Raw genomic sequence first — 8,957 nt, 5'->3', positions numbered from 1 at the left:
GTGCGGCGACGGATCTGCCGCCGGATCGTCGTCAGCCGCGCCCGGCTGTCGTCCGTGACCTCGACCACGGAGCGGGCGGCTTCCTTGGTCTCGTGCTGGGCATGACGCGCCTGCTCGAGTGCAGCGTCGAGCCGGGCCGAGGTGTCGCTCGCGTTGCAGGACGGGATCAACCAGGACATGATGCGCCTCCATCTCATGGGGCGCCCCCGTCACGGTCGCGATCTCTGCCGCGGCCCGTCCAGTCCATCAATCGGCGCGCGATGGCGTCGAGGGCCGAGGCGATGTTGCCGAGACTGTGACGTGCCTCGGTCGCCGCCTTGTCGACCTGATGCGACAGCTCGCCGATGGCGTGGCCGCGCCCCTCCAGCACGAGGCGGATGCCCTGCAGCGCCTCCTTCACGGCCTCCGTCTCGTCCCGGGCGCCCTCGATGGCCGTGATCAGCTTCTCGCGATCGGCGAGGGTGACGGCGTTGCAGGCCTTCAGGTCGTTGTAGAGCCCGCGGGCGACCCAGCAGGCGCCGAGGAACAGCAGGATGAAGACGATGCAGGTCGCGCCGAGGACGCCCTGGTTGAGGTAGACGCCGGCAGCATCAGCAGCGGCCTTTTCAGCGGGGCCCACCGGTCAGCGTGCGCCAAACAACGTGCCGAGGATGCCACCGAGCCGCGGCCCATCAGGCGCCACTGTCACCGGCGGGCTCGGCGCAGGGTCGGGCTCGCCGTTGTGCAGGCCGGTCCGCTCGGCCACGACACGCGCCTTGACGATGCCCTGGGCGGCGAGCGCGTTGCAGACGTTGAGCAGAATGATCAGGACCGGCGCGACCCACGGCGGCAGGAAGCCGAGGATCAGGCTCGCTGGGAACGGCAGGCCGTCCAGATTGCCCTGCCAATTCGTGGCGAGGTACTGGAAGATGCCCATCGCACCCAGCACGATCTGCCAGACCGAGGACCAGGTCACCCGGCTGCCCTGGATCGCGATGACGGAGCCCTGAGCCCGCAGATCCGCCGCGGTGGTGCTGGCCCGGGCCGGATCGATCCGGCGCCTGTTCGCGTCGTCGTCGAGCGCGGTCTTCGACTGCGGTCCCCAGTGCCCGTCCGGCGCGATGCCGGCCTGAGTCTGCAGCGCGATCAGGGCGCCGGAGGTCGAGGGCCCCCAGATCCCATCGACCTTGCCGACGCTGTAGTAGCCGAGGTCGCGCAGGCGCTTCTGGATCGCCTCGACCTCGTAGCGAGCGAGCGACTTCTCGGCCCAGGTGCCGGCGGTGACGGACATGCGATCGCTCTTCGGTTTGGCGGGGGTCGTGGGCGCCGGGGGTGACGCGGCGGTGGTGACGCCGAGCTCGGCCTTCGCCCGCTTCAGCGCGGCCTTGCGATCGGCCAGCCCGTTGGTGCCGCCGTTGATCTTCTTCGTGACCGCGACGACGTCATCGGCGTCGGCCAGGGCGTTCAGCCCGCGCGTGTCCCAGAACCAGAACGCCGCCATCAGCGCCCAAGGGAACTCCTCGAGCTTCTCGGGCTCGGCCTCGAAGTCGGGCGCTTCCGGGTAGCGACACTGGATCCAGGCGGTGAAGGCGCGATAGTTGTCCCGGCCGGTGATCTGGATCGGCCCACGCCCGCGATAGCGGCTGCCGTCGCCTGCTTGCGTGTTGCCGAGATCCTTCCGGCCCTCGTAGCGCTTCTGCGCCGCGGTCGGTCCCCAGACCTCCCGGACATACTTGAAGCCGGCGCTCTCGTGCGCGAGTTGCGCGAAGAAATGGGCCTGCCGCAGCGGTGTGGTCAGGCCGAACGGTGCGGCCAGCGGGTTGAAGCTTTCCGCGATCTTGGCAGCGAAGGGCGCGGTGCCGCCCGCGATCGCACGCAGCTGCGCGGCCGTGATGGTCCCGGTCATCGGGTTCTCGCAATGTCAGGAGGCACGGCGACCGGCCGGCTCGGTGGAACGACGGAATGCAATGGATGGGTGATGCGGCGAGAGCCGTTCACTGATGGTCGCGCATCTCTCTGAGCCCTGAGTCGTGCGACCGGCGGGCCGGCGCATTCTTCTTCCTTGCGCCCGGTCCGCCGTTAGTTCCTCACCGCCCCGCGAACTCGCAGAGCCCCAGCGCCACCGCGATCAGCCCGAGGAGCAGCGCGATCAGCGCGGTGACTGCGCCCGCGTCGCGCTCCCCATCCGTCTGTCCGCGCAGAGCCAGAAGGCCGCCACCGACGAGCAGGATCAGCGCGAAGGCCGCGAAGGCGAGAGCCGGGATGAGCATGGGGCCTCAGAACGATGTTGCGGCCCTGCTCGCGCGCCGCCCTATCTAGTGGCGGGCACACCGAGAAAGGATGCTCATGAGGATCGGACTGGCGCTGATCGCCCTCGCTGCCTCGGCTTTGCCGGCACTCGCGATCGAGGGGCGATACAAGGTCGAGGGGCAGAACCCAGGTCAGCCGCAGATCTACCGTGGCGAGGCGGTCATCAAGAAGACGGGCGAGACCTACAGCGTCGTCTGGCAGATCGGCTCGGGACGCCAGATCGGGACCGGCATTCTGTCAGGCTCCGTCCTGTCGGTCGTCTTTCAGGCCGCGAACGCCCCGGGGTCGGGTGGCGTGGCGAGTTTTGAGATCGCCGACAACAAGGTGACCGGCGGCAAATGGGCCGTCACCGGCGGCCAGACAGCTGGGACGGAGAAGTGGACGCTCGAGAGCGGGATCTGATCACATCGCCGGTCGATGCGGCTCAGTCGCTCTCCTCGGCGCTGAGGTGCGGCGTGACGGCGACAGAGCCGTGAAATTGCCGTTCCGCACTAGGGGTGTTATACCAGCGGGCGTTGATCATAACCGATAGGCCCAGTCGCGCAGTCCGATGGACATGATCATCCAGGGCCGCTCGATCAGGTTATTCCAGGCGCGGCAGCACTGGTCGACGATCTCCTCGTAGGAGGCAAAGATCCGATTGCCGAGCCAGTTGTCTCGCAGGTACTGCCAGACATTCTCAACCGGGTTCAGCTCAGGCGCTCGAGGCGGCAACGGCAGCAGCGTGATGTTGCCCGGCACTACGAGGTCGCCGGCGATGTGCCAGCCGGCACCATCGAGCATCAGCACGGCATGAGCCCCAGGATCGACCATGCTGCTGATCTCCTGCAGGTGCGCGTTCATCGCTGACGTGTTGCACCAGGGCATAACGAGAGCGGCGCCCTTTCCCTTCTCGGGACAGATCGCCCCGAAGATGTAGGCTGACTGCGTGCGCTGGTCGTGCGGCAGACGCGGGCGGGTGCCGCGGCGGGCCCAGAGCCGAGTGAGCGTGTTCTTCTGGCCGACCCGGGCCTCGTCCGACCACCACAGTTCGATGCGGGTGCCCGCTGGCAGCCGGGCTCGGATCGCCATCAGCTCGGCGGGGAGTGTTTTTTAAAGCTCTCCAATGCGGCCGGATCCTGGGCGTAATGCTGGGGGCGAGCCGACATCTTGGCAAAGCCGAGCCGCCTCAACTCACGCCCGACCGTGGTCTCATCCAGGCTCACGCGGAAGCGTTGATAAAGCCAGGCAGCCAAGTCCTTGCGCCGCCAGCGCACCACGCCGTGCCGATCTGGATCTGGCCCGCTCTCGACGATCTCGGCAAGCGCCTGACGCTGCGCTTGGTTCAGCTTGGGCGGATGGCCCGGCGCCTTGCGGTCGATCAGCCCGGCCGGGCCGTTGGCGTTGAAGGCCAGCACCCAGTCGCGCACCGTCTGCAGTCCGACCACGCCGATCCGGGCTGCGTCTGTCCGTGTGCCGCCATCGTAGATCTGTGCCAGAGCGAGCAATCGCCGGCTCTGGCCTGCGTCTCGGCTGCAACTGGCCAGCCGCCGCAAATCGTCGGCAGTGAAATCCTCACGCAGGGGCACGGCCGCGGACATGACGAACCCTCCCGGTTCGCCCCATCGAATCAGATCCGCTGCCCAATGCGAACCCCGTGAGTCTCAATCGGCGCCCGCTGGTATTAGCCCTCCGCTCATCCAATTCTCAGATGCTGATTCCTTGGCGGGGAATGGGCGATGATGAGCGTGCTTCGGCGGACATGGCCTACGGTCAAAGCGGCGCTGGCGATCGCCACCCTCGTCATCGCCGCCCTGTACTCAGCGGACCGGCTTGAACGTCAGGAACGCGCGGTTGCCCTGGCGAAGCGCGCAGACCCAGTCGTCACGGGCTCAATCATCCCGGTCGTAGTGCAGAAGACCAAGCATTGATCTGACTGAAGCTGGTCTGCGCGAAGTCGAAGAACGGACGGGCTTGGTGCGCGTTGTGCTTCCCAGAGCCCGGGAGGCGCGCATGATCCGTAAGCTCATTCCATCGCTCCGGGCCGCGAAGGCTGAAGGCGATATTCCGCATCCGGATGGCGCAGCGGAGATGAGGCTGCGAGACGTGGTCGGAGAGTTCCCGCCCATGCATCCGCTGCTGCCGCCTGCGCCTGAGAATGACGATCTCTCGCAAGCAACCTACGAGCTTGTTGAGCACGATCTGCGCGCGGCCGGTTTTCTCCGCTGACCACTGAATCGTCCCAGCAACAGCCGGAAACCATAATGCGCTGGCACGGCCCGATCGGCGGGCGTACCCAGATGACGGAGCCGCTAGTACCCCCAGTGGCTCCGGTAACTCCCGACTCACGGCGGCCCGCCTAGGCCGTCGTTTTTCGTTGTGCGGCGTGCCGGCGCGCGTCCTCGATGAGCTACTTGTTCTCGGTGTCGCCGGTCTTCCGAGTGTCCTGCCCGGCCTTGTCGTCGGGCTGCTTCACTTCGAGCTTGGTGGTCGAGCCGCCGCTGTCGCCCGGGCGGAGCGTGTGCGTCGCGCCAGAGATCCGGTAGGTGCCGTCGATGCCAGCGCGCGCGCCCTGGAGGATGCAGGTGCCCTCCGCCCGGGCGCGGGGCTCGATGTCGATCTCGATCGTGCCGCCGCCCTTGTCGCGCTCGGCCTCAGCCTTCCGACCCTCGCCGCGCGTCTTAGCGTCATCCTTGTCGGCGCGCTTGCCGCGGATCACCGAGGAGGCACCGCCCGAGGATCCGCCCTCGATGTCGACCTTCTCCTCGAAGAACTTGGCCGACTTCCTGTCGAAGCCGCCGACCCGGACGTCGCGGAAGACCTCGCGCGCGTCCGTCGGCTCGATGTCGACGTTGAGGAGGTTGCCCGGGTTCGTGGCGTAGATCGTCGGCAGGGACTGCCCCGACGGCGTCATGCCCTTGCCGCGCTTGGCCAGGACGGCCTTGTTGCCCTGGATCTTGAAAGTGGCGCCAAGTTCGCGCGAGAGGCGCTGCCCCTCGTGCAGGAAGTCGCGCCCCTCCGGGCCCCACCAGGGCCGCTTAATCTTGGCCAGAGCCGGATCGATCTTGATTTCGGAGAGGCCCGCCCGCTTCGCGAAGTCCTTCAGATACTCCTCGAGGGTGGCATCCTCCTTGGCGAAGTGCCGGCCCTCTTTGGCGCCCTTCTCGGCGTCGAAGCCTTTGGCCGAGAGGATGAGCCGGCCGCCGTCGCCCTTGGCGAAGGAGAAGCGCGGGCTCTCGGTCTTACCCTCGAACACAGGCTCGCCCATGATGATGACCCGCATCATCGCGCCCTTGCGCGGCATGATGATCCGGCCGTCGTCGGCAAGCGTAATTCGAGCGGTGTCGCTCGTCGTGCCGGCTTGGTCCTGGACCTCCAACTCCATCACGTAGGGGTTGAAGCGCGACGTGGCGTTGATGCCGTCGATCGTGACGGACCAGTCGATCGTCAGGGGCATGGGCTCAATCGAACAGCGAGACGGCGGGCGCCGTGGTGCGGCTCTGCTCCGTCACCGGCGGCAGATCCGGGATTGTCACGAGCGTGCCGAGCGGCAAGAACGGGCCGAGAGCCGCGAGGCTGGGGTTTAAGGCGAGCGTCTCGGAGAGCCGCGCCGAGGTCGCGCCGCGGCGCTTGCCATGACGCCAGAGTAGCAGCTCCGTCGTGATGCCGTAGCCCGCCACCTTTACGGTCGTTGCCATCGCGTCACCCGAACAGGCTGATGAGAGCCGAGAGCATGTCAGAGGCCTGACCCGTCCCGGGCTGGCCGACCGGAACCAGCTTCAGTTCGTGCTGGATCTTCTGCCCGACGCCAGCCGTGTGCGGCCCGATCTCACTGTGGCTCTCGCTGACGCTCTCGATGGCGTAGAAGCCGTAGACCGTGCCGTCGCCTCGCGTGACGAAGACGGACTGCCCAGAACGCCGGAGCGAGTGCGCGAGCTCGATGCTGGAGAGGCCGCCGATCGCGTTCCGGTTGAACGGGTGCAGCGTCCCCTTCAGCGTCAACGTCTCCTCGCCCTCGCCGGTGAACTCGCGGTCCGGCCGGCGGCCGAGCAGCTCCTTCTTCGCCCAGGACGCGGACGCCTCGCGGGTCCACTCCTCGATGTTGTAGGGACGGCGCGAGATGGTGAGCGGTCCGACCTGCCAGAGCATCAGCCCATACCCTGCGAGGAGAAGGAGCCGGAGAGGGCGGAGGCGACCTTGCCAGTGCGGCCCATGGCACCGCCCGCGTTGGAGGCGGCCGCGGCCAGCCGGTCCACCTTCGCGGCAGCAGCGCCGGCCCCACTATCGATCTGAGAGATCAGGCCGATCGCCTTCATCAGCTTGTCGATCAAACCGTCTACCGGTGCCGTGTTGACCGTCGGCGCGATGGTCTTCTGTCCGACCTCGTCGATCTTGGTGCCGAGATCTTGGAACTTGGTCTGGGCCCCATCCACAGCGGTGGCGTCGAGCTCGATCTTTTTCGGCCCAAGCACCTCGTCGATGTTGCCGATGTTGCGCGGCAGGCTGCCCGGCCGGGTCGGTGGCAGTGGGGTCGCCGAAGGTAGCGGCTTGTGGCCGGAGATGTCCGAAGGGAACGCCTGCTGCCAACTGGCGACGCCTGGAGTGATGGCGCTGGGCGAGCCCTGGATCGGCGCAGTCGGGTCGGTGCCCATGCGCAGCGGCAGCTTGTTCGGCACGTCGAGCGCAGCACGGTTGCCCTTGATGTACTCCAGGGCGCGCCGCTCCATCTTGAGCTGCGTCTCCTGCGACCGGACCGAGCCCTCAATGCGCTCTTGCGAGTAGCCCTTGTCCGCGAGCGACTTGCGCGTCTTGGCGATGGATTCCTCCATCTCCTTGATCCGCGCGACCTGATCCTCTCGGTCTTTGTCGAGCCAGGCCTTCTTGTTCTCGCGAAAGCGCTCGGCGATCACGCCGCCGGCCTCACCCAGGGCGCCGGAGACACCGCCATCCTGATAGGCCTTATTGACCCGCTCCATCGCAATCGCGATGGTCGTGAACTCCTCGCCCAACTTGCCAAGGTCCGAGCTCGCACCGAGCGAGTCACCAGCGCGCGCGGCGCCCTGGATAAAGCGCTGCCACGAGTTGGCGAGACGGTCGACAGCGGCCTGCGAGTCCTTCGTGACCTGCACGAGGTCACGGATGACAGAGCCGGCCGAAGAGGTCTGCAACGTCTCCGACAGCTTCTGCCACTCGCCTTTGTAGGTGAGTAGCGCGCGCACGCCGCGGCCGAACTCCTGGTCGGCGATGAGGTTCGGCAGCTTCGACAGATCGCCCTTGGTCGCCTTCTGCGCGGCCTCCTCGAACACCTCAATGAGGTTGCGACCCTCCTTGCGGCCCTTCTTCATCGCCTCTTCAAGGTCGACGCCCATCTTCTTGAACTTCTTTGCCGTCTCCTCCGACTCCATCTTCTGGAAGATGTTCGTCAGCGAGGTTGCCGCCTCCTCGGTGGTGCCGGTGCCCTTGCGGATGACCTGCAGCATGGCGACGACGTCGGCGAGGCCTTTCTCGGCCTTCATGCCGACAGCGGATGCGGCCGGGGCGAGGCTCGGGATGTAGCGAGCCATGTCCTTCAACTCGAACTGCCCGGCCTTGCCGCCCGCGACCATGATGTCGAAGGCGCCTTGCATCTGCTTGCCGGCGATGCCGAAGTTCGTGCTGACCGAGTCGGCGGTCTTGGCGATGTCCTCGACCTCGGAGCCGGATGCCGCGGCGGTCCGGGCGACCGACGGCAGGAAGTATAGTCCCTCCTTCAGGCTGCGGCCTTGCGCTACGAGCGATTCGAGGCCTCCAGCCATCTTGTCGATGGGCGTCGCAGTCTCCTGCGCCAGCCGGTGCAGGCTGCCGCCAAGAGCATCGATGTCAGTCCGGCTGGCGTCCGCCGTCTGCCCGATCATGGTCAGACGACGATCGAACTGGGCGGCCTGCTTGTACGCGCCAGCAACACCGTAGGCGCCGATGGCGCCACCAAGCGGACCAAGGGAACGCGCCGGCCGGCCGGCATCGCGCACACCCCCAGCAAGTGCGGAAGTGGCCCCACCGCCCTCACGCTTGGCTCGGCGCTCCGCTCGGGTCTGCCGATCGAGCGCATTCGCTGCCGCCTGCGCGCGCGTCGCCAGCGTCGATTGCGCCGTGGCGAGCGTGGTCGTGGGGACACCGAGATCCGCGAGGGCGCGCTTGAGGCGCACCGCCGCCGCCTTCTCGGCATCCATGTCGCGTGCCGCGGACCGGACGGCGGTCTGAGCGCGCCTCTGATCGCGCTCGAGATCGCGGACCGCCTTGCGGGCGGCCTCAATCTGCTGCGCGATGCCGCCGGACCGGGAAAAGCTACGGATGCCGTCGAACTGCGCGGCAGTCTTCCGAGCCTGCTCCAGTGCCTTGCTGAGCCGCTCGACATTCTCACGCGCGCCGCTGAAGGCGGTCCGGGCTTCCCCGAACGACTTCATGCGACCCTGAAGTTGCGTCAGGAGTTCGGCCTGACGCCGGGCCTCCTGCATCTCCTTCGTGAGCTTGGCGAGCCCGGAGCCGGATCCGACCTTGCCGAGATCCTTGCCCGCCTCGGCCGCGCCCTTGAGCGCGCCCGCCATGCCCTTGGCCGGACCCGAGACCTCGTCGGTCAGCTTGGCGATGAGGTGGGCGGTGCGTGAGGCCATCGGGTTCCCGTCAGGCTTCCTGGCGCGCCGCTAGGCGCG

At 67.4% G+C, this 8,957-nt stretch carries 11 protein-coding genes; 3 read left to right on the top strand and 8 right to left on the bottom strand.

The genetic code is table 11. The features are described from left to right. Positions 1-193 precede the first annotated feature (193 nt). The 3 genes from F6X51_RS25755 to F6X51_RS25745 all read right to left on the bottom strand — a co-directional run bounded on the left by F6X51_RS25755 (position 194) and on the right by F6X51_RS25745 (position 2,249). Positions 194-619: a hypothetical protein gene (locus tag F6X51_RS25755; protein ID WP_150966718.1), complete on the bottom strand. Its 426-nt coding sequence runs from the start codon at positions 617-619 to the stop codon at positions 194-196. A gap of 3 nt (positions 620-622) precedes the next feature. Then, positions 623-1,885: a peptidoglycan-binding protein gene (locus tag F6X51_RS25750; RefSeq protein ID WP_150966717.1), complete on the bottom strand. Its 1,263-nt coding sequence runs from the start codon at positions 1,883-1,885 to the stop codon at positions 623-625. 181 nt (positions 1,886-2,066) lie between these two features. Further along, positions 2,067-2,249, bottom strand: coding sequence for a hypothetical protein (locus tag F6X51_RS25745; RefSeq protein WP_150966716.1), 183 nt, complete (start codon positions 2,247-2,249; stop codon positions 2,067-2,069). Between the two features lie 70 nt (positions 2,250-2,319). On the opposite strand from F6X51_RS25745, the gene F6X51_RS25740 reads away from it, so the two are divergent. Further along, positions 2,320-2,691, top strand: coding sequence for a hypothetical protein (locus tag F6X51_RS25740; RefSeq protein WP_150966715.1), 372 nt, complete (start codon positions 2,320-2,322; stop codon positions 2,689-2,691). 117 nt (positions 2,692-2,808) lie between these two features. Here the strand turns inward: F6X51_RS25740 and F6X51_RS25735 are convergent. Then, a protein-coding gene (locus F6X51_RS25735; protein WP_150966714.1) for an IS630 family transposase occupies positions 2,809-3,869 on the bottom strand; the annotation gives its coding sequence in 2 pieces (ribosomal slippage) (positions 2,809-3,377 and positions 3,377-3,869; 1,062 coding nt in all). A 138-nt stretch (positions 3,870-4,007) separates the two neighbouring features. Between F6X51_RS25735 and F6X51_RS25730 the strand changes: the two genes are divergently transcribed. Continuing rightward, complete coding sequence (locus F6X51_RS25730) at positions 4,008-4,199, top strand: hypothetical protein (RefSeq protein WP_246697009.1); 192 nt, start codon at positions 4,008-4,010, stop codon at positions 4,197-4,199. An 82-nt stretch (positions 4,200-4,281) separates the two neighbouring features. Continuing rightward, on the top strand, positions 4,282-4,497 hold the full coding sequence (locus tag F6X51_RS25725) for a hypothetical protein (RefSeq protein ID WP_150966713.1): 216 nt from the start codon (positions 4,282-4,284) through the stop codon (positions 4,495-4,497). A 181-nt stretch (positions 4,498-4,678) separates the two neighbouring features. Here the strand turns inward: F6X51_RS25725 and F6X51_RS25720 are convergent, their stop codons facing one another. From F6X51_RS25720 to F6X51_RS25705, 4 genes are read right to left on the bottom strand one after another with little or no spacing between them, the layout of a single operon-like run. After that, on the bottom strand, positions 4,679-5,725 hold the full coding sequence (locus F6X51_RS25720; RefSeq protein ID WP_150966712.1) for a phage late control D family protein: 1,047 nt from the start codon (positions 5,723-5,725) through the stop codon (positions 4,679-4,681). 4 nt (positions 5,726-5,729) lie between these two features. Next, positions 5,730-5,966 (bottom strand): tail protein X, encoded by a 237-nt coding sequence (locus tag F6X51_RS25715; protein ID WP_150966711.1) that lies wholly within the window; start codon positions 5,964-5,966, stop codon positions 5,730-5,732. A 4-nt stretch (positions 5,967-5,970) separates the two neighbouring features. Next, entirely contained in the window at positions 5,971-6,417 is a 447-nt protein-coding gene (locus F6X51_RS25710; protein ID WP_150966710.1) for a phage tail protein, read from the bottom strand. Then, positions 6,417-8,918 carry a phage tail tape measure protein gene (locus F6X51_RS25705; RefSeq protein ID WP_150966709.1) on the bottom strand — a complete coding sequence of 834 codons (2,502 nt, stop codon included), beginning with the start codon at positions 8,916-8,918 and terminating at the stop codon, positions 6,417-6,419. The genes F6X51_RS25710 and F6X51_RS25705 overlap by 1 nt, the downstream gene beginning before the upstream one ends. Between the last annotated feature and the right edge of the window lie 39 nt (positions 8,919-8,957).

This window comes from Methylobacterium planeticum (genome assembly GCF_008806345.1).
GTDB lineage: Bacteria > Pseudomonadota > Alphaproteobacteria > Rhizobiales > Beijerinckiaceae > Methylobacterium > Methylobacterium planeticum.
This window is presented reverse-complemented; position numbering and strand designations above follow the sequence as displayed.